Source organism: Pseudarthrobacter enclensis, from assembly GCF_001457025.1.
Lineage (GTDB): Bacteria > Actinomycetota > Actinomycetes > Actinomycetales > Micrococcaceae > Arthrobacter > Arthrobacter enclensis.
The window spans coordinates 204,218-226,362 of the sequence record NZ_KQ758602.1; the positions used below are offsets into that span (position 1 = coordinate 204,218).

Annotated in this window: 23 protein-coding genes; 6 read left to right on the forward strand and 17 right to left on the reverse strand. The window is 69.1% G+C overall.

Annotated elements, in window-relative coordinates:
- Nucleotides 1–33: 33 nt before the first annotated feature.
- From AS031_RS11370 to AS031_RS11440, 15 genes are all read right to left on the reverse strand, one after another.
- Nucleotides 34–1,050, reverse strand: a complete 1,017-nt coding sequence (locus tag AS031_RS11370; protein WP_058268264.1) for a pantoate--beta-alanine ligase — start codon at nt 1,048–1,050, stop codon at nt 34–36.
- A gap of 2 nt (nt 1,051–1,052) precedes the next feature.
- Nucleotides 1,053–1,946 (reverse strand): Rossmann-like and DUF2520 domain-containing protein, encoded by an 894-nt coding sequence (locus AS031_RS11375; RefSeq protein ID WP_058268265.1) that lies wholly within the window; start codon nt 1,944–1,946, stop codon nt 1,053–1,055.
- Nucleotides 1,939–3,627 carry a PH domain-containing protein gene (locus AS031_RS11380; RefSeq protein WP_082641996.1) on the reverse strand — a complete coding sequence of 563 codons (1,689 nt, stop codon included), beginning with the start codon at nt 3,625–3,627 and terminating at the stop codon, nt 1,939–1,941. The genes AS031_RS11375 and AS031_RS11380 overlap by 8 nt, the downstream gene beginning before the upstream one ends.
- Nucleotides 3,624–4,136 (reverse strand): PH domain-containing protein, encoded by a 513-nt coding sequence (locus AS031_RS11385; RefSeq protein ID WP_058268266.1) that lies wholly within the window; start codon nt 4,134–4,136, stop codon nt 3,624–3,626. Before AS031_RS11385 ends, AS031_RS11380 begins: the two co-directional genes overlap by 4 nt.
- The gene (locus AS031_RS11390; RefSeq protein WP_058268267.1) at nt 4,117–4,665 is read right to left on the reverse strand and encodes a DUF3180 domain-containing protein; all 549 of its coding nucleotides are present in this window, start codon (nt 4,663–4,665) and stop codon (nt 4,117–4,119) included. The genes AS031_RS11385 and AS031_RS11390 overlap by 20 nt, the downstream gene beginning before the upstream one ends.
- Nucleotides 4,662–5,207, reverse strand: coding sequence for a 2-amino-4-hydroxy-6-hydroxymethyldihydropteridine diphosphokinase (gene folK / locus AS031_RS11395; RefSeq protein ID WP_058268268.1), 546 nt, complete (start codon nt 5,205–5,207; stop codon nt 4,662–4,664). The genes AS031_RS11390 and folK overlap by 4 nt, the downstream gene beginning before the upstream one ends.
- Nucleotides 5,204–5,593, reverse strand: a complete 390-nt coding sequence (gene folB, locus AS031_RS11400; RefSeq protein ID WP_058268269.1) for a dihydroneopterin aldolase — start codon at nt 5,591–5,593, stop codon at nt 5,204–5,206. The genes folK and folB overlap by 4 nt, the downstream gene beginning before the upstream one ends.
- A 14-nt stretch (nt 5,594–5,607) precedes the next feature.
- Nucleotides 5,608–6,528 carry a dihydropteroate synthase gene (folP, locus tag AS031_RS11405; RefSeq protein ID WP_058268270.1) on the reverse strand — a complete coding sequence of 307 codons (921 nt, stop codon included), beginning with the start codon at nt 6,526–6,528 and terminating at the stop codon, nt 5,608–5,610.
- Between the two features lie 8 nt (nt 6,529–6,536).
- Nucleotides 6,537–7,181 carry a GTP cyclohydrolase I FolE gene (gene folE / locus AS031_RS11410; RefSeq protein WP_058268271.1) on the reverse strand — a complete coding sequence of 215 codons (645 nt, stop codon included), beginning with the start codon at nt 7,179–7,181 and terminating at the stop codon, nt 6,537–6,539.
- A 9-nt stretch (nt 7,182–7,190) separates the two neighbouring features.
- On the reverse strand, nt 7,191–9,254 hold the full coding sequence (gene ftsH, locus AS031_RS11415; protein WP_058268272.1) for an ATP-dependent zinc metalloprotease FtsH: 2,064 nt from the start codon (nt 9,252–9,254) through the stop codon (nt 7,191–7,193).
- 164 nt (nt 9,255–9,418) lie between these two features.
- Nucleotides 9,419–10,465 carry a LacI family DNA-binding transcriptional regulator gene (locus tag AS031_RS11420; protein ID WP_058268273.1) on the reverse strand — a complete coding sequence of 349 codons (1,047 nt, stop codon included), beginning with the start codon at nt 10,463–10,465 and terminating at the stop codon, nt 9,419–9,421.
- A 4-nt stretch (nt 10,466–10,469) separates the two neighbouring features.
- A complete protein-coding gene (locus tag AS031_RS11425; protein ID WP_058268274.1) occupies nt 10,470–10,841 on the reverse strand; it encodes a VOC family protein in 372 nt (123 codons plus the stop codon).
- 6 nt (nt 10,842–10,847) lie between these two features.
- On the reverse strand, nt 10,848–11,399 hold the full coding sequence (gene hpt, locus AS031_RS11430) for a hypoxanthine phosphoribosyltransferase (RefSeq protein WP_058268275.1): 552 nt from the start codon (nt 11,397–11,399) through the stop codon (nt 10,848–10,850).
- Nucleotides 11,400–11,429: 30 nt separating this feature from the next.
- Nucleotides 11,430–12,485 (reverse strand): tRNA lysidine(34) synthetase TilS, encoded by a 1,056-nt coding sequence (gene tilS / locus AS031_RS11435; protein ID WP_176716541.1) that lies wholly within the window; start codon nt 12,483–12,485, stop codon nt 11,430–11,432.
- Between the two features lie 75 nt (nt 12,486–12,560).
- Complete coding sequence (locus AS031_RS11440) at nt 12,561–13,688, reverse strand: zinc-dependent metalloprotease (protein WP_058268276.1); 1,128 nt, start codon at nt 13,686–13,688, stop codon at nt 12,561–12,563.
- Between the two features lie 178 nt (nt 13,689–13,866).
- Between AS031_RS11440 and AS031_RS11445 the strand changes: the two genes are divergently transcribed.
- Nucleotides 13,867–14,085 carry a hypothetical protein gene (locus tag AS031_RS11445; RefSeq protein ID WP_058268277.1) on the forward strand — a complete coding sequence of 73 codons (219 nt, stop codon included), beginning with the start codon at nt 13,867–13,869 and terminating at the stop codon, nt 14,083–14,085.
- A gap of 3 nt (nt 14,086–14,088) precedes the next feature.
- Here the strand turns inward: AS031_RS11445 and dacB are convergent, their stop codons facing one another.
- Entirely contained in the window at nt 14,089–15,618 is a 1,530-nt protein-coding gene (dacB, locus tag AS031_RS11450; protein ID WP_058268482.1) for a D-alanyl-D-alanine carboxypeptidase/D-alanyl-D-alanine endopeptidase, read from the reverse strand.
- Nucleotides 15,619–15,775: 157 nt separating this feature from the next.
- Here dacB and AS031_RS11455 point away from each other — a divergent pair, with 157 nt between their 5' ends.
- From AS031_RS11455 to AS031_RS11465, 3 genes are all read left to right on the forward strand, one after another.
- Nucleotides 15,776–16,264 (forward strand): inorganic diphosphatase, encoded by a 489-nt coding sequence (locus AS031_RS11455; RefSeq protein WP_058268278.1) that lies wholly within the window; start codon nt 15,776–15,778, stop codon nt 16,262–16,264.
- Between the two features lie 134 nt (nt 16,265–16,398).
- Nucleotides 16,399–17,751 (forward strand): carboxylesterase family protein, encoded by a 1,353-nt coding sequence (locus tag AS031_RS11460; RefSeq protein WP_074446959.1) that lies wholly within the window; start codon nt 16,399–16,401, stop codon nt 17,749–17,751.
- The gene (locus AS031_RS11465; protein WP_058268279.1) at nt 17,748–18,527 is read left to right on the forward strand and encodes a DUF429 domain-containing protein; all 780 of its coding nucleotides are present in this window, start codon (nt 17,748–17,750) and stop codon (nt 18,525–18,527) included. The genes AS031_RS11460 and AS031_RS11465 overlap by 4 nt, the downstream gene beginning before the upstream one ends.
- A 1-nt stretch (nt 18,528) precedes the next feature.
- On the opposite strand, the gene AS031_RS11470 is transcribed toward AS031_RS11465, so the two are convergent.
- Nucleotides 18,529–20,979 (reverse strand): phosphoketolase family protein, encoded by a 2,451-nt coding sequence (locus tag AS031_RS11470; protein ID WP_058268484.1) that lies wholly within the window; start codon nt 20,977–20,979, stop codon nt 18,529–18,531.
- 123 nt (nt 20,980–21,102) lie between these two features.
- On the opposite strand from AS031_RS11470, the gene AS031_RS11475 reads away from it, so the two are divergent.
- Together AS031_RS11475 and AS031_RS11480 are read left to right on the forward strand one after the other, a co-directional pair.
- On the forward strand, nt 21,103–21,450 hold the full coding sequence (locus tag AS031_RS11475) for a hypothetical protein (RefSeq protein WP_058268280.1): 348 nt from the start codon (nt 21,103–21,105) through the stop codon (nt 21,448–21,450).
- 56 nt (nt 21,451–21,506) lie between these two features.
- A complete protein-coding gene (locus AS031_RS11480; RefSeq protein WP_058268281.1) occupies nt 21,507–22,106 on the forward strand; it encodes a MarR family transcriptional regulator in 600 nt (199 codons plus the stop codon).
- Nucleotides 22,107–22,145 lie beyond the last annotated feature (39 nt).

A 22,145-nucleotide genomic window follows, 5' to 3' on the forward strand; every position in this document is an offset into this window, starting at 1 on the left:
CGCAGGAAGCCAACGTCCCAGGACGCCAGCGGCCTAGGAACTCAGCGGCATGTTGTCGATCAGCCGGACCGGCCCCACTTTGGCAGCGATCAGGGCCAGGCCTTCGCCGCGGAAAGGCGTCTCGCGGCAGTTTTCGGCCAGGGGCTCGAGGCTGGCCGGGTCCACGACGTCGAAGTAGTCCAGTTCCACCAGCGGCTGTGACTCCACCAGCGCCACCGCGGAGTCGAGGTCCAGCGGCTCGTGGGCGTTGGCACGCTGCTCCAGCAGGCGCAGGGCACGGGACAGGACCAGGGCAGCGTCCCGCTCTTCCCCGGACAGGAAACGGTTGCGGCTGGACAGCGCCAGCCCGTCGGCCGAACGGACCGTGGGCACCCCAACGATGTCCACCGGGAAGTTCAGGTCCGCCACCATTCGCCGGACCAGCGCCAACTGCTGGGCATCCTTTTGCCCGAAGTAGGCCCGGTAGGCTGCAAGTCCCTCCCGGCCCGGCGCGGACCCGGCAGCGCCCGCATCGCCGGAAGGCCCCGCGTTACCGGAATGACCCGCATCGCCGGAGTGACCGGAGCCGCCGGCAGGGGCGGCAGGGCCGACAGGGCCGGCGGAACCGGCGGCCGGAATGCCGTAGTGCAGGAGCTTGGCCACCACCGTGAGGGCGCCGTCAAAGTGCCCCGGGCGGGAAGCGCCCTCCCACTTCTCCCCCAGCCGTCCGGAGGTGACCCGTACCAGGGGCTCCCCTCCCGGGTAGACCTCTTCAACGGACGGGGCAAACGCAATATCGACGCCCTGCCCGTCGAGCAGGGCCAGGTCGGCGTCCAGTGTCCGCGGGTACCGGTCCAGGTCCACCGCGTCGCCGAACTGGAGCGGGTTCACGAAGATGCTGGCCACCACCACGTCGTTCTGTTCCACGGCCGTCCGCGCCAGGGCGGCGTGTCCCTCGTGGAGCGCACCCATGGTGGGCACCAGCCCTTGGGAGGTTCCCCGCTTCGCCGCCAGCAGCCGGGCGCTCTCGGCATGCAGTTCCGCAACCGTGGTCACCAGTGTGATGGGCATGGTCAGTCCTCCTCGGTATCGAGGGCGCGGTTCAGGCCCTCCAGCTGGTCGGCTTTGAGCAGGCCCCGGCCCTCGGCCCGGCGGGCTGTGGCGCGTGCCATGGCAAGGTAAGCGGCCAGCACATCCCCGTGTCCGCCGCCGTCGTATTCCCGCAAAGCCTGCGCGTGCGCCTCAACAGTGCCCACGTCGCCCCGGGCCACAGGCCCGGTCAGTGCCGATTCACCGGATGCCAGGGCATTTTCCAGCGTTGCCCGCAGCAGCGGCCCCAGCATGCGTTCGGGCTGCTCCACTCCCACCTCCCGCAGCAACTGGGAGGACTGCGCCACCAGCGTCACCAAGTGGTTGGATCCGTGGGCCAGTGCCGCGTGGTACAGCGTCCTGTCCGCCTCGGCGATAGCCACCGGCTCGGCCCCCATTTCCACCACGAGCGCTTGGGCGATGGGGAGCATGGCGGCGTCCGCCGTGACTCCGAACGTGCAGTCCAGCAGCCGGGTAAGGTCCAGGCTCATCCCGGTGAATGTCATGGCCGGGTGCAGGGCCAGGGGCACTGCGCCGGCCGCCCGTATCGGGTGCAGCACGCCAACCCCGAACCGCCCCGAGGTGTGCGCTACGAGCTGTCCCGGCTGCCAGGCGCCCAGCTTGGCGAGCCCGTCCACCAGGCCCGGCAGGGCGTCGTCGGGCACGGCGAGAAGCACCAGCTCGGCACGCTCGACGATCTCCTGGACCTCGAGGACCGGAACACCCGGCAGGAGCGTCTCGGCACGTTCACGGCTTGCGTCGGACACGGCGGAGACTCCGACGACGGCGTGTTCGGCGGAACGCAGCGCGGCGCCCAGGACGGCGCCTACTTTCCCGGCTCCGATAATGCCGACGCCGAGGCGTCCGGGTTTAGCCATGGTGGGGGCCTTCCTGTTGCTGCCGTGGAGGGGCTTGCGTGGGTACTGCCGGTTCGCCGTCGCTGCCGGGTGGCGCCGACGGCGGGTCCTGCCCGTCCACGGCACCGGCGTCTGCCTGGGGGGCCACCTGGCGGAGCCACTGCTCCGTCGTCTGCCGTGTGCGGGCCAGCCTTGCGCGGGCCGACTGGGCGTCGAAGAGCGCCCTCGCCTCATCCAGTCCGGCCTGGGTCAGGCGGGGAACCACCGGCCCCGCCGTGGTGTGCAGGACCAGGTCCGCCACCCGGAACCGCCGCGCCAGCGGGCCCTGGTGCAAGGCCATGGACTGGGTGCGCTGGTGCGGCACCACCACCAGCTGTCGCCACCACCGGCCAGACCGGATCAACAGGGCGGTATCGGTGGCGGTGAACCCGTTGCGCCGCCACCCCAAGGGGGCCAGGAAACGGGCCCGGCGGGGCGTGGTGGTGAATCCGGCGCCGGCATCCAGTCCGGTGAGCCCTGCCCCGAAAACTTCGGCGGGCCGGCCGGTACCCGGGTCGGGCAGGACCAGCGACAGCATGGCCATGGCATCGTCCAGGGTTCCAACGGGGAGCAAGGTGGTCCTCGCCGAGGCCTCCCCCGCGTTGTCCACTAGCCCGTAACCGGCCACGTTGACCTGGATCCGGTACCAGCCGAACAGCCGCCACAGCGGGGGCTGGCTGATTTTCAGGGCCTGAATCCGGCCGGGCGGCAGCGTCTGCGCCTGCGTGTCCAGCAGTCCGTACCGGAGGCGGATCCCGTCAGGTGAAATGGCGGCCGTGAAGTTGTAGCCCTTGTTGAACAGGTTCCAGTAGCTCGCGGCCAGGCCCAGGGCCGCCGGAATCAGGTAGAAGTAGAAGGCCCTGTTGTCCGTGACGGCGGACAGCACCACGGACGCCACGCCGCCCACCACCACGAAAAAGCTCTGGTCGCTGAGGAGCAGGGAACCGACAAGGCGCGACGGCGGCACGGACAGTACCGGATGCTCCGGCGCCTCGGGTGCGGGCGCACCGGGATTCTCCATGTCCTCGCCGATGCCGGCAGCGCGGGCCAGGATGGTGGCCCGCAGTTGCCGGGCCTCGTCGATTTTGAGGTAGGCCAGCCGGACCGCCGACTCGCCGGCGTCGGCCACCTCGAACTTGAGCTCGGCCAGCCCGAAGATCCGGGCGAGAAGCGGCTGCACAATGTCGATGGCCTGGACCCGGTCCAGCCGGGCCTGGCGCTGCTGGCGGAACAGGAACCCGGTATTCACGCGGACGTAGCCGCCCGAGACCTGGTATTTGGTGAAGTACCAGGTGAGGACAAAACTGAGGACGGCCACCAGGAGCACTGTTCCGCCGGCCGCCACCAGCCACGGCACCCGCCCGGCGAATCCGTCCTCGAACAGCGGCCTGCCTTGCAGCGACCGCTCGAAGATGTCCCGTCCGAAGAAGAAGCCGATGGCGGCCAGCGCCACCCAGCCGCGCACGAAAGGCGACGCCGGATGGACACGCAGCCACGCGCCGTCGGACGCGGTGACGCTGGCGGATGCGGTGACGCCGTCCGATGCGTTGACGCTGGCAGTGCCGGTGCTGCCCGGCGCCCCGGAAAGGGCCGGTGCAGTGGCTTCGGCCGGGGAATCGGCATCCTGCGTGCCCGGGCCGGGGAACCGCCCGTCAGCGGTCACAGCCCTGCCAGCCTGGCTTCGCCCCGGGCAGCCAGCTGCTCGCGGAGCCGCGCCCCCTCTTCGGCGGGCAGGCCCGGAATGTGGGCATTCGTACCGGGCGACGCCGTGTGGAGCTTGACGGTGCACAGGCCGAGGCTGCGCTCCACCGGTCCCACGGCAACATCGACGTACTGCATGCGGCCGTAGGGAACGGCCATGGTCCGCTGGAAGAAGATGCCCGTCCGGACCAGCAGGTCATCGTCGCGTTCGGCGTAGCCGATGGCCCGGACCTGGCGCGGGATGAGCGCCAACCGCCACAACGCTGCCACCACGGTGACGGCGGGGAGGGCAATGGCCAGCCACAGCGGCGGCCATCGCCACCAGCCCAGGAGCACAAACAGCAGCGGCAGGCTGAGGAGCGCCACGGCCATGAGGTTGCCCAGGGCCCACTGCACCACCCTGACCGTGACGAACTTGGGTGACACCCGCTGCCAGTCGATGCCTGGGGGATCAATCGCCTCTGTATGCATATTCGCCTTCCCCCGTGGCTTCCCCCCGTGCCGCGCGGCCCGGCTTGCCGTCCATGCCCTTGGTGTCGCCGTCCTCCGGAGGAATCCGGCAGAAGCGTTCCACCACCAGGCCGACGATGATCATCACGAGCCCGCCGCCGGCCATGCCCAGCGCAAGCCAGGTGATGTCCTGGTTGCTGCGGAAGCTCCAGATCCGCAACTGGTCCAGGAAGATCCCCACATGCCAGCCCAGCAGCACCGTTCCGGCGTAGGCACAGGCCTGCGCCAGGACCAGCGTGCGGGCGGCCAGCAACGGGTCCAGGGCTGTCTTTTTCGCGGTGCTGTTGGGTTTGACGCTGTTCCGCCACCGCAGCACCCGGATGCCCAGGATCAGGGTGATGGCAACGATGACCCCCATGGTGGCAAGCGCCGTGGCCGGCAGGACCGGCGTGGCCATGCCGTAGCGGCTGGTGATGACGGTGCCGGACCATCCCGCCACCGCCAGGATGACGCCGATCAGGATCAGCCGCAGCGGATTGATGGGCTTCAAAGCTCCGTCACCGCCCCGGCAGTGGGCATGCCGTCAAAATCGCCGAACCCGTCAAACGGGGCAATGTCGCCGTAGTCCTCCGCCCGGGCTGCGAGGACACTGATGCGTTCACCATTGAGGGTGGCGGCGGGATCGATCAGGGACCAGGGATAGAGGACGAAGGCCCGTGCCGCCGCCCGGGGATGCGGCAGGGTCAGCACGGGGTCGTCGCTGCGCAGGTCGCCGTAGGTGATGACGTCCACATCGAGGGTGCGCGGCCCCCACCGCACCTCGCGGACCCGGTGGTGCTTGTTTTCCACGGCCTGGCAGTGTTCCAGCAGCTCACGGGGAGACATGCTGGTTTCCACCGTCACCACCATGTTCAGGAAGTCAGGCTGGTCCGGTGGACCGCCCACGGCCTTGGTCTGGATGACCGGGGACACGGCCAGGAGGCGGACCTCCGGCGGGTCCACCAGGTCCGCCACGGCGCTGGAGAGGGTGTCATTGCGTTCGCCCAGGTTGCTGCCCAAGGCCAGGACCGCCTTGGTGTACACCGCGTTCATGGGGTCCCCTCCACGCCCGAGTCGCCGGCCGGCCGGGCGCGGTGCACAGACACCGCCACATCGCCGAAAGGCACTTCGATGGGTGCCTGCGGCTTGTGCACCGTGATGTCCACGGCCTGCAGCGCGAACTCGGCCAGCAGGCCCTCGGCGATCCGGACGGCCAAGGCCTCGATGAGGTTCAGCGGCTCGCCGGAAATCCACTCGGTGATACGCTGCGCCACTTCGCCGTAATGGGCGGTGTCGCGGACGTCGTCGGACGCCGCCGCGGCGGCGAAGTCCAGGTAGAGAACCGCATCCACAACAAAAGGCTGGCCTTCGCGGCGTTCAAAATCAAACACTCCGTGGTGGCCTACGGCTGTCACACCGCTCAGCGTAATCCTGTCCATGGGTCCCCCGGCCCTTACGGTGTTCTGGGTACTGCCGCCATGCGCGCGGCAACCTTGACGGCGTCGAGGCTGGACCCGACGTCGTGCACGCGCACGGCCCAGGCACCGCGGGCCGCGCTGATGGCGGTGATGGCTGCGGTGGCCGCGTCCCTCTCATCCGGGGCGGCGGACTTGCCGGCCACGGTCAGGAGCGTGCCGAGGAACCTTTTGCGCGAGGCTGCCACGAGCACCCGGTGGCCCAGGCTTTCCAGCTGGTCCAGGTTCTGCAGCAGTTCCCAGTTCTGGGCGTCGTTCTTGGCGAATCCCAGGCCCGGGTCGACAATGATCTGATCGGCGGTGACACCGGCCGCGTACAGCTTGTCCCGCACTCCGGCCAGTTCGGCCACCACTTCACCGGCAACGTCCGTGTACTCCGCCAGGGAGTTCATGGTGCGGGCATCGCCGCGGCGGTGGGTGAGGATGTACGGCGCCTTGGAGGAGGCCACCAGTTCAGCCATCTCCGGTTCAATGGTCAGCCCGGATACATCGTTGATGATCGCGGCGCCTGCCTTCAGCGCCGCGGCGGCGGTGGAGGCGTGCGTGGTGTCGATGCTCACCAGGGCGCCGGCCTTGACCAGCGCTTCGATGACGGGGATGACGCGCTTCTGTTCCTCATCCGGGGACACGTCCTCGGCGCCGGGGCGGGTGGATTCCCCGCCGACGTCGATGATGTCCGCGCCGGCGTAGAACATGCGCAGGCCGGCGGCGATCGCGGTGTCCGCCGTGGCGTGCTTGCCGCCGTCGCTGAAGGAGTCGGGGGTGACGTTGAGGATGCCCATGACCAGGGTGCGGTCGGTGGGCAGGTCCTCGAAGCGCGCGGCCGGCCGCGGTTTACGCAGGATGGGCAGCGGCGAGGTGGCTGGTCCCGTTCCGGGAGCTGCAGCGAGTGAATCCATGGTTGTTGTTACCTTCCGAGGATGAGGCTCATGGCCTCGGCACGGGTGGCCGGGTCATGAAGCTGCCCGCGGACCGCGCTGGTGACGGTCTTTGCGCCGGGCTTGCGGATACCGCGCATTGACATGCACATGTGCTCGCATTCGATAACGACAATGGCGCCACGCGGCTTGAGGTGCTGGACCAGCGCCTCAACGATCTCCGTGGTCAGCCGCTCCTGCACCTGCGGACGGCGGGCGTAGATGTCCACGAGCCGGGCCAGCTTGCTCAGCCCGGTGACCCGCCCGTCGTGGGACGGAATGTAGCCGATGTGGGCCACACCGTGGAACGGCACCAGGTGGTGCTCGCAGGTGGAGTAGAACGGGATGTCCTTGACCAGGACCAGTTCTTCGTGGTCCAGGTCGAAGGTGGTGGACAGGACGTCCGCGGGATCGTGGTGCAGGCCCGCAAACACCTCCGCGTACGCCTTGGCCACCCGCTTTGGGGTGTCGATAAGGCCGCCGCGGTCCGGGTCCTCACCAATGGCGAGCAGGATCTCGCGGACGGCCGCCTCGATCCTGGGCCGGTCCACTTTCTGGTGGCTGGCCTGGGAGGAACCGTCCTCCGTGGCGTAGGCGGCGGAGGCGGGAACGGCGTCGTCGTCGAAGGAAGTCACAGAGAAAGCTTAGCCGCGAAGGGTGTCCGGCCCCGATTCGGGGACGCCGCCCTGAAACGGAGCGTCTTCCGGAACGCCCTGCGGGTGCGGCGGCTGGGCGTCCAGCGGCTCGTCCAGCCGGGCCTGCTTGGCTTCTTCCTGGGCTTCGCGTTCAGCCCGTTCCTGCGGGGTTTCCACAGGACCTGCGGCCTGTACCGGACGGGTCTCCTTGGACAGCCACACCTCGCGGAAATCGCGCTTGCGGATGTCACGGAAGATGTCGGCGATCTCGGCCTGGTTCAGGGTTTCCCGCTCCAGCAGTTCCAGCGCGAGCCGGTCCAGGACGTCACGGTTCTCGGTGAGGATGGCGTAGGCCTCGTCATGCGCCTGGTCGATCAGGCGTCGCACTTCCTCGTCCACCACGTAGGCGATTTGGTCGGAGTAGTTGCGCTCGTGGCCGGCGTCGCGGCCCAGGAACGGCTCGCCGCCGCCCTGGCCCAGGCGCACCGCGCCAACGCGTTCGCTCATGCCGTACTCGGTGACCATCTTCCGGGCCGTGCCGGTGGCCTTTTCGATGTCGTTCGAGGCGCCGGTGGAGGGGTCGTGGAAGACGATTTCCTCGGCCACGCGGCCACCCATGGCGTACGCCATCTGGTCCAGCAGCTCGTTGCGGGTCACGGAGTACTTGTCGTTGTCCGGCACCACCATGGTGTAGCCCAGGGCGCGGCCGCGGGGAAGGATGGTGATCTTGGTGACCGGGGCGGAGTTCCGCAGGGCGGCAGCCACCAGGGCGTGGCCGCCCTCGTGGTAGGCGGTGATCTTGCGCTCGTGTTCCTTCATGACGCGGCTTCGCTTCTGCGGGCCAGCCATGACCCGGTCGATTGCCTCGTCCAGGGCGCGGTCGTCGATCAGGTTGGCGTTGGAGCGTGCGGTCAGCAGTGCGGCCTCGTTCAGCACGTTGGCGAGGTCGGCGCCGGTGTAACCGGGCGTCTTCTTGGCTACGGCCTTGAGGTCGACGCCGGGCGCCATCGGCTTGCCCTTGGCGTGCACCTGCAGGATCTGGTCGCGGCCGATCATGTCCGGGGCCTCGACGCCGATCTGCCGGTCGAAGCGGCCCGGGCGCAGCAGCGCGGGGTCCAGGACGTCGGGCCGGTTGGTGGCCGCGATCAGGATGACGTTGGTCTTGACGTCGAAGCCGTCCATCTCCACCAGAAGCTGGTTGAGGGTCTGCTCGCGTTCGTCGTTGCCGCCGCCGATGCCGGCGCCGCGGTGCCGGCCGACGGCGTCGATCTCGTCCACGAAGATGATGGCCGGGGAATTGGCCTTGGCCTGCTCGAAGAGGTCGCGGACACGGGAGGCGCCGACGCCGACGAACATTTCCACGAAGTCCGAGCCGGAGATGGAGAAGAAGGGGACGCCGGCCTCACCGGCGACCGCGCGGGCCAGCAGCGTCTTGCCGGTGCCGGGAGGGCCGTAGAGCAGCACGCCCTTGGGGATCTTGGCGCCGACGGCCTGGAACTTGGCCGGTTCCTGCAGGAATTCCTTGATTTCCTGCAGTTCCTCCACGGCTTCGTCCGAGCCGGCGACATCGGCGAAGGTCACCTGCGGCATGTCCTTGCTGACCATCTTGGCCTTGGACTTGCCGAACTGCATGATCTTGGAGCCGCCGCCCTGCATGCGGGTCATCAGGAACCAGAAGAGGGCGCCGAGCAGGATGACCGGGATCAGGAGGGAGAGGAGGCCGGAGAACCAGTTGCTCTCGATCGGCTGGTCCGTGTAGCCCTGCGCTGGCTTGGCGTCGGTGACAGCCTTCACCACGTCCTGGGCGCGGGCGTCGACGAAGAAGAACTGGACGCTCTTGCCCTTGTTCTGCCCGTCAACTTCGAGGTCGTCCTTCAGGGTGAGGTCGACGCGGTTCTCACCGTCGAAGATCTTGGCCTGTTCCACGTTGTTCCCGGCAAGCAGTTCCAGGCCCTTGTCGGTGTCGATCCGCGACGCGCCACCCGGGGCCAGCGTTGCAAAAGCCACCAGGAGCAGACCGACGACGACGACGATCCAGATGCCGGGGCCTTTGAAGAAATTCTTAGCTTTCATCTGTTCGGGGGCTGGCCCCGTCCCTTCCGGTAGTGCTGCACGGCGTGTACTTTGCGCGCGTGATGGTGCTGCGTCAGCTACTAGCTATACACCGTCCGGAGTACATCACGCATGATGAAAAGCAAAAGTTCCCTGTGGGCGTAGCGGACATCGGCGCAGGCAGGCTACGGGTTCCGGGGCGCGGCAACGGAGGCGCGGACCACCAGCGGGCATTCCAGCACGGTGGTCCCCGGTTCTTCCCCACCGGCGTCCGGATCGCCCTCGAGGATGTCGATGAGCCGGTCCGCGGCCCAGGCTCCCATCGCGTAATGGGGCAGCGCCACCGTGGTGAGTCCGGGAAAGAGGCTGCCGGCCACCAGTTCCTGGTCGTCGAAGCCGACGACGGACAGGTCGGCGGGGATGGCCAGGCCAAGTTCCGCTGCGGCCCGGTAGGCGCCCATGGCCATCTGGTCGTTGTAGCAGAACAGCCCGGACGGCGCGTCCGTCCTGCGCAGGATCCGTGACGCCGCCTCGTACCCGCCCGCAGCGTCCGACGACGAGGCCTCCACCGGCGCCTGCCCGCCGTCGAGCCCTGCCGCGGTGAGCGTTTCGCGGAATCCGCGGAGGCGTTCCGACGTGGACGGGACATCCTCGACGTTGTTGATGAAGCCGATGCGGGAGTGCCCTGCTTCAAGCAGCGCGGCCACCGCGGCGCGGGCGCCGCCGTACTCGTCCGGGACCACGGAGGGGAAGCTGCCGTCGGCCGTGACGGCGTCCACCAGGACCGCCGGGACCTTGCCCAGGTTGGCCGGGGTTTCCAGGACGCGGTGGTACATGGTGGCGTAGAGGATGCCGTCCACCTGGCGTTCCAGCACGGCGTCCACGTCGCCTTCCCGGGAAGCGGGGCTGGCCGACGCGGCCGTGTTGATGAGCATGAGCGTGTAGCCGCGGGCCCGGGCGGCGTCGTCCGCGCCCTGGATGATCCGGCCGGCGTGCGGGGTGGTGGCCACATCCTCGCTCACCAGCCCGAGGACACCCGTGCGGCGGTTCCGGAGCGCCTGGGCCACACGGTTGGGTCCGTAACCCAACTGCCGCGCGGCGGCTTTGACCTTGCGGCGGGTTTCCGGGCTGATCCTGGCGTAGGAGACGTCATTGAGGACGTGGGACACGGTGGTGGCGGACACCCCGGCCGCAACAGCCACGTCCTTGATGCCGATCGTGGACCTTGCCACGGCGTCAGACGTGCTGGTCGAGGTAGACGGGGTTGCCGTCGGGGTCCAGCACGATGCAGCTGGCGGGCCCGGTGGTTTCCTCGTCGGCCTCGCTGGCCAGGGCCACGCCCTGTGCCTTGAGCTGCCGCTGCAGCTCCCTGACGTCCGTGAAGGAATCCAGCGGCTCGGCGGCCTGGTTCCAGCCCGGGTTGAAGAGCAGCACGTTCTTCTCGAGAATGCCCTGGAACAGCCCGATGTTGGTGTCACCGTTTTTCATGATGACCCAGTTCTGTTCCGGGTTGCCGGCGTATTGGGTGAACCCGAGCTTGCCGTAGAACTCCATGGAGGCGGCGAGGTCCGCCACGGCCAGGCCCACCGAGAATCCGCCGAGCTGCATGGCGGCCTACTCGTAGACGTGCGGGGCGAGCGTGCCGACGAAGTCCAGGTTGCGGTACTTTTCGGCGTAGTCCAGGCCGTAGCCCACCACGAACTCGTTGGGGATGTCGTAGCCGACGTACTTGACGTCGATTTCGACCTTGGCGGCGGTGGGTTTGCGGAACGCGGTGCAGATCTCCACGGACGCGGTGCCGCGGGATTCGAGGTTGGTCTTCAGCCAGGAGAGGGTGAGGCCGGAATCGATGATGTCCTCGACGATCAGGACGTCCTTGCCCATGAGGTCGGTGTCCAGGTCCTTCAGGATGCGCACCACGCCGGAGGACTGCGTACCGGAGCCATAGGAGGACACGGCCATCCAGTCCATGGAGACGTGGCTGTGCAGTGCGCGGGCCAGGTCAGCCATGACCATCACAGCGCCCTTGAGCACGCCCACAATCAGCAGTTCGCGGCCTTCGTAGTCCTTGTCGATTTCCGCAGCGAGCTCGGTGATGCGCTGCTGGATCTGTTCCTTGGTGTAGAGAACGTGCTTGAGGTCTGCCTGGACGTCGTTTGAATCCACCAATGGCTCCTGTGTAGATGCGGGGTGCGACTATTTTGCGGGCCGTTTTTGCGGCCGGAATACTAGCTTCCCACAGCGCGCGGCTTCCCGGGGACCTGTTCCGCCGCCCTCCTGCCGGCCGAGGCCTTCCAGTTCCGCCAGCGACAGGCGGTAGACGGCCACTCCGCCGGGCAGCTGCACCGGGCCCGCGGACCCGTGGCGGCGGAGCAGCGCCTCGGCCGCCACCAGGCGGCGGTAGCTGGGCTGCTGGCCCCCGACGGCGGCAGCCGCCTTCGCCAGGACACGAAACCTGATGGCGGGGGCCAGGGCGCGAAGCGCCTCTTCGGGCAGGCCCGCCTCGGCGCCGTTCCACTCCACCAGGGACGCGTACGTGCTTTCCGCCACATCCTCGAGGTAGTCGGCATCAAGCTGGAGGATGGACGCGGTGCGGGCCAAGGACTCGGCCACACCGGGACCGAGCTTGTCCTCGAGGTGGGGCAGCACTTCCACCCGGGTCCGGGACCGGGCGAACGCGGGGTCGGTGTTCGTGGGGTCATGCCAGGGTTCCAGCTCCTCCACGCCGCAGATCTCTTCGGTGTCAGCACGGCGAAGGCCCAGAAACGGCCGCAGCAGGACTGTCCCGCCGGCGGCGGTGCGGGCCGGCCGCATTCCCGCCAGGGAGCGGGTTCCGGAACCGCGGGCCAGGCCCAGCAGCACCTGTTCGGCCTGGTCATCCAGGGTATGGCCCAGCAGGACGGCATCGGCTCCATGTTCCGCGGCGGCGGCTTCCAGGGCTGCGTGCCGTGCTTCGCGGGCGGCCGCTTCCGGCCCCATCCGTTCGCCAGAGACGGTGACCGTGCGTACGTCCACGGGCGCAAGCCCCAGGTCCGCGAGCACTTCCGCGGTGATGGCAGCTACCTGGCCGGAGCCCTCCTGCAGCTGATGGTCGACGACGACGGCGCCGACAGACACGGGGTGGCCGTCAACATGGCCGCGCCGGGCGAAGTAGGCCGCGACGGCGGCGAGCGCCAGGGAGTCCGGGCCGCCGCTGCAGGCCACCAAGACCTTTCGCGGAAACCCGGCCTGCGCCAGGGCGTCGCCCAGCATCTTGCGCGCGGTGCCGACGACGGGCGCCAGCCTGCCGGGCCGGCGTCGCCCGCTGTGTTGTGGTGCGGAAGGCAATCAGAGACCCATCCGTTCAAGCCACAGTTTGGCGTCGTGGATCTCCGGCTCCGTGGGCAGGTTGTCCGCCGAGTCCCATACCCGGTTGAAGCCCTCCATGCCGGCGACGTCCACCACGGCGCGGACAAAGCGGGCACCGTCGGAGTACTGCCGCATCTTGGCGTCCAGGCCCAGCAGGCTGCGGATGAACTTCTCGATCACGCCGCGGTCCTTGCCCCGGTCGTTGAACCGCTGCCGGATGGTCTTGACGGAGGGGACGATGCTGGCATCCACAGCGTCCATCACCACGTTTGCGTGGCCTTCCAGGAGGCTCATCACGGCGGTGAGGTGGGAGATGGCGGCCTTTTCCTCCGGGTCCTGGAGGAGGTCCAGGATGGCACCGCGGCCGGGGGTGTTGCCGGTGGCCGATCGGTCCTTCAGCGAGCGGGCGGCGGCGGTGGCCCGCTCCATGAGTGAATCGACGTTGCCCAGCAGGTGGCCGCTGAGATTGTCGATCTGCTCCAGCATGTGGTGCCGCAGCCAGGGCGCCGCGGCGAACTGCACGCGGTGGGTCTGTTCGTGCAGGCACACCCAGAGACGGAAATCCTCCGGGGTGACGTTGAGTTCGCGCTCCACCGAGACGATGTTGGGCGCCACCAGCAGGAGCCGCCCGGCTGCCGGGGCGGAGGAGTTTTCCGCAAGGGCGGCGAAGGGGTCGTATTGGCCCAGGACCTTGCTGGACAGGAACGCCAGGACGGCGCCGAGCTGGCTGCCGGTGATGGCGCCGCTGACGCTGGCGGCGGAGGGGCTGAGGGACCCGCGCCGGTTGTCCAGCATCTTCTGCATGGCGGGTTTGAGCATGACGGCGAAGGACTGGGTGTTCGCCTTCGCCCAGGAAGCGCGGTCCACCACCAGGACGGAGGAGTCCCGGAGATCCCGGGCGGCTTCCAGTCCCGTGATCTCGTGGACGTGCGGAACGGAAGCGTCGGCGAGCCGGCGCAGGCTGTCCACGGCTTCGTTGATCGCCGCGGGTTTCAGGTCCGGGCCCGCCGGAGCCAGCCGGGCCGCAGCGGAGGCGGCCAGGTCCCAGTTGATCAGTGTGGATGCCGTTGAGGTGCCGGGCGCTGACGGGGCTGCAGTGGACTCCATAGCTCCCATCAGAACACAGCAGGCTGGGGATCGTCCTTAAGTTCGCCCACGGGGAAGCGGAGCAGGCCGCCGCTTCACGTCACAGCCCCGGCACAGGATGGCGAAAGGCCATGCCCAGCCCGCACCGGCAGCGTGGTGTTGACGCCGCACCAGCGGCCCGACCCTTCAGGAGGACACCATGATTCCGTACCGTCCCATCGCTCCCCTGACCGCCGGCCCGAAGAAGGGCTGGACATCCGTAGTGGCAGCCGTGCTGGTCGCTGCCTTGCTGGGTACCACCGCACCAGTGGCCGTCGCAGCGGAACCGGTGGGCGTTGCCGGCCAGTCGGCTCCGGCAGCCACGGCCACGGCCACGGGAACCGGGTCAGCCACCGTGCCCGCGCGCCGAAATTCCTAGCGGCTACCGGCAGCCGCAGCCTGCGAGCGCCGTGGCTGCCTGGTCCAGCGCTACCTTATTGCCCGCGGCGCCCGGGGTGAGGCCGTTGCCGATGAAGGAGAAGACCAGGAGCCGGCCGTCCGCGTCCACCACATAGCCGCTGAGGGCCAGCACAGTGTTCAGTGTCCCGGTTTTGGCGCGCACCAGCCCGGCGCCCTGGACGGTGGACTGGTCGCCGTAGCGGGTGTCGAGGGTGCCGGTGAGGCCGGCCACCGGGAACCCGTCCAGTGCCGACCGCAGCCTGCTGTCCGGTCCGGTGGTGATGGCGCGGACCACCTCCGCGAACTGCGATGCCGATACCTGGTTGCCCATGGCCAGCCCGCAGGCGTCCACGAGGGTGACGGAACCCGTGGGGATCCCCGCCTCTTCCAGCTGGCCGCGGACGGCGGCGGTGGCGCCGTCGTAACTGGCCGGCTGCCCGGCGGCCACTGCCGTCATCCGGCCCATGACCTCCGCGAGGTAGTTGTCCGATACCTGGAGCAGCAGGTCCACCTGGTCGGAGACGGGCGCGGACTGCACCTCGGCCAGCACACCGGGCAGGCCCGCGTCGGCGTCGGAACCCGTTGTGCCCGCCCCGGGCCACCGGTCCACTCCGGCCGCCACCGTCAGTCCGGCGGCTGCACCGGCCGCGCGAAGCCGGGCGGCGAACTCGTCCGCCGCGGCCATGGCGGCATCCTGCGGGCGGGGTCCGGTGGTGACGGCGGCGTCGTAACGGGCTGAGTTCAGTGCCAACGGAAACACCGGTGCCACTTCCCCGGCGGCCACATCGCCCAACTCCCAGGCCGGGTTGAGGGCAGGGCCGGAAAACAGGGAGTCGTCCAGCAGGACCTTGATCTCCCCCGCCGCCCCGGCGGCCTGCAGCGATGCCACCGTCCGGGCGGCAAGGGTAGCCAGGCCGGCGCGGCCCATCACCGCGGCAGGGTTCGATTCGCCCGCGCCGAGCAGGACGTCGCCGCCGCCCACCAGGACCACCTGGTTGGCGTCCGGGCCCGGCACCACCCGGGTGGCGAAAGTGCGGTCCGGGCCGAGGGCGCGGAGGGCGGCGACGGAGGTCAGCAGTTTAAGGTTCGACGCCGGGACGCGGCTTTCGGAGCCGCCCCGGTCAAAGAGCACCTGGCCGGTCAGCGCGTCCTGGACGGTCCCCGTGAAGCTGCCGCCGCCGTCGGCCTTCAGGACGGGTTCCAGGCGGGCACTGACTGCCGACGGATCCGGGACCGGAGCTGCCGGGTCCAGCGGCGCCAATGCCCCGGCTGCTGCCGGGGCCGCCGGCCCGCGCTGCCAGGGCGGGGCAACGGGCGCCGGCGCGGGCGGTTCGGGGCCGAGGAATCCGGGGGCCACCAGCAGGGCCGCCGGAATGGTGAGCACCAGCAGGAGAGCGCCCAGCAGGATGAGGTGCCAGGGTTTGCCGGGCCCCGCCGACCTGCCCGGGAACGCGGGGGCAACGGCCTGGAGGGCGCGCCGGCGCCACGCTTGCGCGCTGGTTGTTTTGGTCATGCCGGTGCTGGTCCTCAAGTCCTGAAATTTCCCCACAAGTTCCTGATTCCAGGGCCTCTCGCTATATCCTCAATTGTAGTCGGCGGCACGGACACTCCTTTTTGTGGGCCCGTCAAGTGTGCCGCGCACCCCCGTAAAACTGCCGAGGAGCATTTCCATGAAGCACGACGTGACCATCGAGATCCCCAAGGGATCGCGCGTCAAGTACGAAGTTGACCACGAGACCGGCCGCGTCCGCCTGGACCGCGTCCTATTCACCTCGATGCAGTACCCCACCCACTACGGGTACTTCGAGAACACCCTCGGCGAGGACGGCGACCCGCTGGACGCCCTGGTGCTGCTCCAGGACTTCGACCTGCACCCCGGCGTCATCGTTGAGTCCCGCCCCATCGGCGTGTTCAACATGACCGACGACGGCGGCGGAGACGCCAAGGTCCTGTGCGTCCCGGCCGATCCCCGGTTCGACCACATCCAGGAAGTCAGCGACGTCAACGAGTTCCTGATCAAGGAAATCGAGCACTTCTTCACCCGCTACAAGGACCTCGAGCCGGGCAAGTGGGTCAAGGCAGAGGGCTGGGCGGACCGTGCCGCTGCCGAGGCCGAGCTGGAAGCCTCCATCAAGCGTTACGTCCCCACCGGACACTAGCTTTCCCGATGGTTGAGCCTGTCGAAACCCTGCGGTTCTGACACGCCCAACCACCAGCACGACCGCGGGTGCCCGGCTTTTCGAAGCCGGGCACCCGCCGTCGTTGTCCCAGGAAGTTATGGCATGGTGGGGCTGTGAATTCCCAGCCCGCCGTGACACCCTCGCTTCTGTTCCATCCCCCGTGCGGCCCCGTCAGCGGCTGGCGCGACGGCGAGGTCATCCGCGCCACCGGCATTCCATATGCCAGGGCCCCACGGTTCCAGCCGCCGGCACCGGTTCCTGACTGGACCACGGAATTTTCCGCCACGTCCCTCTCGCCGGCGTGCCCGCAGGCGCCGGTCCCGTTCCTCGACGATGTCCTGGGCACCAGGTACGGCGAACTGCCGGGCAGCGAGGACTGCCAGAACCTGTCCATCACCCTGCCCGGCGACGTCCGGCCGGACGAAAAGCTGCCCGTCATGGTCTGGATCCACGGCGGCTCCTACACCTCGGGCTCCGGGGACCTGGCCATTTTCGATCCCGCCCGGCTCGTGGCGGAGAACCGGGTCATCGTGGTCTCCGTGACCTACCGGCTGGGACTCTTCGGTTTCCTGGCAACCGGGAACGGCCGGCCCGCCAACCTTGGCCTGCTGGACCAGCTCGAAGCGTTCCGGTGGGTCCGCCGGAACATTGCGGCATTCGGCGGCGACCCGGACCGCGTTACCGCTTTTGGCCAGTCCGCCGGCGGCGATGCGATCGCCCACCTCATGGCCGTTCCCGAGGCTCCGGCCCTCTTCCGGCGGGCCATCATCCAGAGCGCACCGCTGGGCATCGCGCGCGGGCGGACCAGGATGAACCGTGCCATGGGCATCGCTGCCGAATCGGTCACGGAACAAACCCCTGCCATGGAAGTGGTGGAACGGGAGGCCCACGTGGCCCAAGTGGCGCGGAAGTTCGGGCTGCTGGCAGCGATGCCGTTCGGCACCCAGTACGGCCACCACCCGCTCCCGGCGGAGAAGGACATCGAGGCAGCCTGGAACGGTGCCGCGCCGCACATCGAGGTGCTGATCGGGCACACCTCTGAGGAAGCCCGCCTGTTCCTGCCGCGAAGCCCGCTCCTGATGCGGCTGCGTTCCCTTCCCGGAGTGGGTCCCGGCGCCGTCCGGGCGGTGGATTGGGTGGTCACCCAGGCCGTGTACGGCCGTGCCACCCGCAGGTTCGCGCGCCGGCATGCCCGGGCGGGCGGGCGGGTGCACCGGTACGTCCTGGACTGGCACGCCCCTGGCAACATCTTCGGCGCCGCCCACACCATCGACCTGCCGCTGCTGCTGGGAACCCGTGAAACCTGGGATGGTGTGGGACTTATTGCCGGCGCCGACTGGGCGCAGGTGGACATGACCGGGCGGGCCGTGCGGGCACTGTGGAGTTCATTTGCCCGCGGCGAGGACCTGGGCGGGGCCGGCGCCATCGACGATGCGCTCCACTACCGCAGGGTCGGGGACCAGTGAGAACCCTCGGCGTTGACCTGGCCGCAGCCACCAGGAAGACTGCCGTGGCGGTCATCGAGTGGAGCGGCGGCACCGGAAGCAACAGCCCAACGCAGGGTTCGGCACGGCTGGAGCACCTGGCCCTGGACGTGGACGACCAGCAGATCGTGGATCTCTTCGGCACCTGCGGCATTACCGGCGTCGACTGCCCCGTGGGTTGGCCGGACGCCCTGCTCCCCTTCCTCACGGGCCACCTGAACTTCGATGCCGTCCCGGTCCTCGAACACGACGGGATCGCCGGCCGCAGGCTGTTGGCCTACCGGGACACGGACCGGTTCTGCACCGCCCACACGGGGCTGATCCCGCTGAGCGTCTCGGCGGACCGGCTGGCCCATCCGGCCATGCGCTGTGCGGTGATCCAGGCAAAGATCGCGCAGCTGCACGGCCCCCAGCCGCGCGACGGCTCGGGCAGGCTCGCCGAGGTGTACCCCGCCGCTTCGCTGAAGATCTGGGGCCTGAACGGGCGCGGCTACAAAGGCCGGGGCGTCCCGGAGGCGGAACGCCTGGAGGCCCTGCTCGCGTTACTTGAAGAGCGGGCCCCGTGGCTGGACCTCGCCGGCCACCGGGACCGGATCACCGCGTCGGACGACCTGTTCGACGCGGTCATCGCCGCGCTGGCCGCCCGGGCCGTGGGCCGTCGTCGTACCCTCCTGCCGGATGCTGCGCACGCCGCTGCCGCGCGCAGCGAAGGCTGGATCCACCTGCCGTCCTGCACGCTGGACGAACTCCCCTTCTAGGTCAGCCGCCCAGCTTCCAGTTCCGGATCTCCTCCGGATCCTCGCCGTGGGTACGGGTGTGCTCGCGGGCGCGGTTCCGCCGGTCCTGCAGGTCCTGCCGCAGCAGCGAATGCTTTTCGGCCAGGCCGGGCACCCGGTCGATTGCGTCGATGGCCAGCGTGAAACGGTCGATGCCGTTGAGCATGGCCATGTCGAACGGCGTGGTGGTGGTCCCTTCCTCCTGGTAGCCATGCACGTGCAGGCCGTCCTGGTTGGTGCGCTTGTAGGCCAGGCGGTGGATCAGCGCGGCGTAGCCGTGGTAGGCGAAAATGATCGGTTTGTCCGCGGTGAAGATGCCGTCGAAGTCGCGCCCGGGCAGCCCGTGCGGGTGCTCGCTCTCATCCTGCAAACGCATCAGGTCCACCACGTTGACCACCCGGACCTTGAGTCCGGGTGCCCCCTGGCGGAGCAGTTCCGCCGCCGCCACCGTTTCCACCGTGGGCACGTCGCCGGCGCAGGCCAGGACGACGTCGGGCTCCTCACCGGGGACCTCGGACCCGGCGAACGTCCAGATTCCCAGGCCGCGGCGGCAGTGGTTGGCTGCGTCCGCGGGTCTCAGCCAGGTGGGCGAGGGCTGCTTGCCGCTGACCACCACGTTGACGCAGTCCGTGGAGGCCAGGCAGTGCTCCATGACGGAGAGCAGCGTGTTGGCATCCGGCGGCAGGTACACCCGGATGATCTCGGCCTTCTTGTTCACCGCGTGGTCGATGAAGCCGGGGTCCTGGTGGGAAAACCCGTTGTGGTCCTGCTGCCAGACGTGGGAGGACAGGATGTAGTTCAGGGACGCCACCGGCTGGCGCCACGGCAGCCGGCGGTGCACCTTCAGCCATTTGGCGTGCTGGTTGAACATGGAGTCGACAATGTGGATGAACGCCTCATAGCAGTTGAAGACACCGTGCCGGCCGGTGAGGAGGTAGCCTTCCAGCCAGCCTTGGCACAGGTGCTCGCTGAGGACCTCCATGACCCGCCCGGACCGCGCCAGGTGCTCGTCGGCGTCGTCGATCCGGTACTGCCACACCTTGTCGGTGACCTCATAGACGGCCTGCAGCCGGTTGGACGCCGTCTCGTCGGGGCCGAAGAGCCGGAAGTTCTCCATGTTCCGGGCAATAACATCCCGCATCCACGCTCCCAGCGTGATCATGGGGCTGACCCGGTCCGTGCCGGCCGCCGGGACGTCAACCGCGTAATCCCGGTACGCGGGCAGGTCCAGCGCCCGCCGCAGCACGCCCCCGTTGGCGTGCGGGGTGGCGCTCATCCGGAAGTCACCGGCCGGCGCGGCTTCGGCGACGTCGGCGCGGAGCCGGCCGTCGCCGTCGAACAGTTCCTCCGGGCGGTAGGACTGCAACCATTCCCCCAGCTGCGTGAGGTGTTCACCGTTGGTGCGGACCTCGGACAACGGCACCTGGTGCGCCCGCCAGGTCCCTTCAACCTGCAGGCCGTCGACGGTGCGCGGACCGGTCCAACCCTTGGGCGACCGCAGCACGATCACGGGCCAGCGGTGCCCGTCATGCTCCCCCGCGGTGTCGGCCTGGTTCCCGCGCCCGCCGCGGTGCTGGTCCTGGATGGTCCGGATGTCCGCCAGGCAGCGGTCCAGAACCGCGGCGAAGTCACGGTGCGCCTGATCGGTGCTGTCCGGGTCCGTGACCGTCACGAAATACGGCTCATGTCCGTAGCCGCGCAGCAACTGTTCCAGCTGGTCCTGGGGCATCCGTGCCAGGACGGTGGGGTTGGCGATCTTGTAGCCGTTCAGGTGCAGGATGGGCAGCACGGCGCCATCCACGGCGGGGTCCAGGAAGTTGTGCGAATGCCAGCTGGCGGCCAGCGGCCCGGTCTCTGCCTCACCGTCGCCAATGACGACGGCGGTCACCAGCTGGGGATTGTCCAGCACGGACCCGTAGGCGTGGGCCAGGGAGTACCCGAGTTCGCCGCCCTCGCTGATGGATCCCGGGCTTTCCGGCGCCGCATGGCTGGGAACCCCGCCGGGGTAGGAGAACTGGCGGAACAGTTCGGCCAGGCCGGCTTCGTCGTTGCCCACGTGGGCGTAGATCTCTGAGTACGTCCCCTCCAGCCAGGCGTTGGCGACGACGGCGGGGCCGCCATGCCCGGGGCCGGCCACGAAGAGCATCTCGAGGTTGTCGCGGCGGATGACGCGGTTCAGGTGCGCGTAGACGAAGTTCAGGCCGGGCGTGGTGCCCCAGTGGCCCAGCAGCCGGGACTTGGTGTGTTCCGGCTGCAGCGGTTCGCGCAGCAGCGGGTTGGAACGCAGGTAGATCTGTCCCACCGAGAGATAGTTCGCTGCACGCCACCAGCGGTCCACGAGTTCCAGCGTGTCCCGGTCCGGGTCCGGGTGCGTGCTGTCCTCATGCGTGGCGTCTTTGACCCCGGTGTCTTGATTCCCAGTGCTGCCGGCCATAACCATCCTCACGATCGGGTGCGCCGCCTGGGCGCCGTGCTTCCATCGCAACATCCTGCGGGCGCCGGCACAACCACTATTCGGCTTTCACATGGGCAGACGTACCCGTCGAGCCGTCCAGGTATGCGCCCCCGGCCAGGTGCCGGCGTCGCCACCTGGCTGGCGGCGCCGTGGCTGTACGGGTTCTGCTGCGCCGGAGGCCGTTCGCTTGGGTCCCTGGCCAGTGAAACGGAGGTTGTCCGGATCAGCACGGGCGGGGAACCTGGTTTCTGGCGGGCCGGCTGGGTCATGTTCGCCCGGACCGTACTGTTCACGGTCCTGGTCCTGGTGCTGCTGCTGGGCGTGGCGGAAGGTTCCGCGCCGTCCGGCGCCGAACCCAAGGGCCGCCACCTCACCATCGACCGGAGGTTCCCCCGGCTTCCGGCCGGGGCTCCCGCGATCCCGCCGTATGACCGGCCTGCGGACGTTTGACCAGCCGTAATACTGCCCCTCGCGCTTTTCCTACTTACGGGTAGTGTGTACCCAGAATGTTCACGCTGACCATCAACCAAAGGGACAGCCGGCGCGACGGCGACCGGGTGCCGCAGCTGCTGAAGGAGCTGCGGCATATCCCCGCGCGCCTGGACTTCGACCGCTCCTACGAAGACGAAGTCCAGGGCATCGTTGAATGCCCGGAACAGGCCGTGGACGCGGCGTTGATCGCACTGCGCAGCGGGTACTGGTACGTCGGCATCGGGGTGGGGCCGGTCAACGAGCCCCTGCCCAACCAGATCAAGGACGCCTCGGGGCACGGGCTGGTGTATGCCCGCCGGGCGGTGGACAGGCTGCGCAACGGCAAGGACCGGGTTCCCGTTGCCGTGGAGGGCCCCCTTGCGGACATTGCCCATGACGCCGAAGCGGTGCTCCGGCTGTTGGGCCACATTGTGCGCGACCGGTCGGGCGCCGAGTGGCGGGTGCTGGACCTGTTGACGCCGGGAGTGCGGGGCCAGCAAAAGGCCGTGGCGCAGGAACTGGGCATCACCACGCAGGCCGTCAGCAAGGCCGTGGCCAGGGCCCAATGGAACGAGGAGCACGCCGCCCGTCCCGCGGCGGCCCGACTGCTGCGGCTGATCCTCGAGGTGCGGTAGCGGCGCTACTGCACGGTAGGGGCCCGCGTCTTAGTGGTG

Bases quoted from the DNA above. Each gene is read 5' to 3' on its own strand.
- AS031_RS11370 (WP_058268264.1), bottom strand. From the start codon at position 1,050: ATGCCCATCACACTGGTGACCACGGTTGCGGAACTGCATGCCGAGAGC.
- AS031_RS11375 (WP_058268265.1), bottom strand. From the start codon at position 1,946: ATGGCTAAACCCGGACGCCTCGGCGTCGGCATTATCGGAGCCGGGAAA.
- AS031_RS11385 (WP_058268266.1), bottom strand. From the start codon at position 4,136: ATGCATACAGAGGCGATTGATCCCCCAGGCATCGACTGGCAGCGGGTG.
- folK (WP_058268268.1), bottom strand. From the start codon at position 5,207: ATGAACGCGGTGTACACCAAGGCGGTCCTGGCCTTGGGCAGCAACCTG.
- folB (WP_058268269.1), bottom strand. From the start codon at position 5,593: ATGGACAGGATTACGCTGAGCGGTGTGACAGCCGTAGGCCACCACGGA.
- folP (WP_058268270.1), bottom strand. From the start codon at position 6,528: ATGGATTCACTCGCTGCAGCTCCCGGAACGGGACCAGCCACCTCGCCG.
- ftsH (WP_058268272.1), bottom strand. From the start codon at position 9,254: ATGAAAGCTAAGAATTTCTTCAAAGGCCCCGGCATCTGGATCGTCGTC.
- AS031_RS11425 (WP_058268274.1), bottom strand. From the start codon at position 10,841: ATGCAGCTCGGCGGATTCTCGGTGGGCCTGGCCGTGGCGGACCTCGCC.
- tilS (WP_176716541.1), bottom strand. From the start codon at position 12,485: ATGCTGGGCGACGCCCTGGCGCAGGCCGGGTTTCCGCGAAAGGTCTTG.
- AS031_RS11440 (WP_058268276.1), bottom strand. From the start codon at position 13,688: ATGGAGTCCACTGCAGCCCCGTCAGCGCCCGGCACCTCAACGGCATCC.
- AS031_RS11445 (WP_058268277.1), top strand. From the start codon at position 13,867: ATGATTCCGTACCGTCCCATCGCTCCCCTGACCGCCGGCCCGAAGAAG.
- dacB (WP_058268482.1), bottom strand. From the start codon at position 15,618: ATGACCAAAACAACCAGCGCGCAAGCGTGGCGCCGGCGCGCCCTCCAG.
- AS031_RS11455 (WP_058268278.1), top strand. From the start codon at position 15,776: ATGAAGCACGACGTGACCATCGAGATCCCCAAGGGATCGCGCGTCAAG.
- AS031_RS11470 (WP_058268484.1), bottom strand. From the start codon at position 20,979: ATGGCCGGCAGCACTGGGAATCAAGACACCGGGGTCAAAGACGCCACG.
- AS031_RS11475 (WP_058268280.1), top strand. From the start codon at position 21,103: ATGCGCCCCCGGCCAGGTGCCGGCGTCGCCACCTGGCTGGCGGCGCCG.
- AS031_RS11480 (WP_058268281.1), top strand. From the start codon at position 21,507: ATGTTCACGCTGACCATCAACCAAAGGGACAGCCGGCGCGACGGCGAC.